Here is a 780-nt window from a genome sequence, read left to right on the forward strand (position 1 = left end):
TAAAAAGCAGTCTTGAATCACGCTTCTGCTGATTTGGGAATCCACTTTGTCAACAGGACCTAGTTCGATGAAATTTCTATGAGAGGCATGGCATGACGGAGGCCCATGTTCTCGACAAGAAAGTCGCCAAATGCGCGGATCAAGTAAGATGTGAACCTCGCCGATTATGGGCGGGAGCTTCATAAGCTAGACATCATCAGCCGTCTTCGCGACCGGTGCGCCGGCTAACTTGCAACGCTTGAGACACGCGGCAGCGGGATGTCGGTGGCGGCTAGCAAGAGAGGCTGCATCGGCAGCCTCTCCCGTTTGCAATAATTCTTATGCGGACAGGCGCCCGCCACCGGAGCGCGACCGGATCATCCACGGCATGACACCTGGAGATTTCACCAGAATGCCCTTCTTCTCTCCAAAAGAGCGAATTGCATTGCGTCCAGTCTTTACGGGTTTATGACCGTCGAAGGCCATGTAGCAGGTTTTCAATGCCGCGTCGTGAACGATGTCACGATCTCTTTCAGGCCATTCTTCCAAAAAATCGATGGCGTCTTCCAGGCACGTTATCTCTCGGATCAGTTCCCTGCGTTCCCTCAGATATACGGGTCTATCAAATACCTTCGAGTTCATCTCTACCTCACTGAAAACGTTGGTGATCAACAAGGGTGGTGTCGGGATCGAGCACCGAGCGAAGATGTATTTTTGCAGGTTTTCAGTTTCAAGATCTGAACCGGCCCGGCTTTTCCGGAGACCGTTTGGTTTAAGTTATGCGGCCAATGCTGGCGCGTC

At 52.2% G+C, this 780-nt stretch carries 1 protein-coding gene; it reads right to left on the reverse strand.

The window, feature by feature from the left end; genetic code table 11:
* Positions 1–318: 318 nt before the first annotated feature.
* The gene (locus NNZ72_RS25380) at positions 319–621 is read right to left on the reverse strand and encodes a DUF982 domain-containing protein (protein ID WP_130520345.1); all 303 of its coding nucleotides are present in this window, start codon (positions 619–621) and stop codon (positions 319–321) included.
* Positions 622–780 lie beyond the last annotated feature (159 nt).

Origin of the sequence: Shinella pollutisoli, assembly GCF_024609765.1 — a bacterium.
Lineage (GTDB): Bacteria > Pseudomonadota > Alphaproteobacteria > Rhizobiales > Rhizobiaceae > Shinella > Shinella pollutisoli.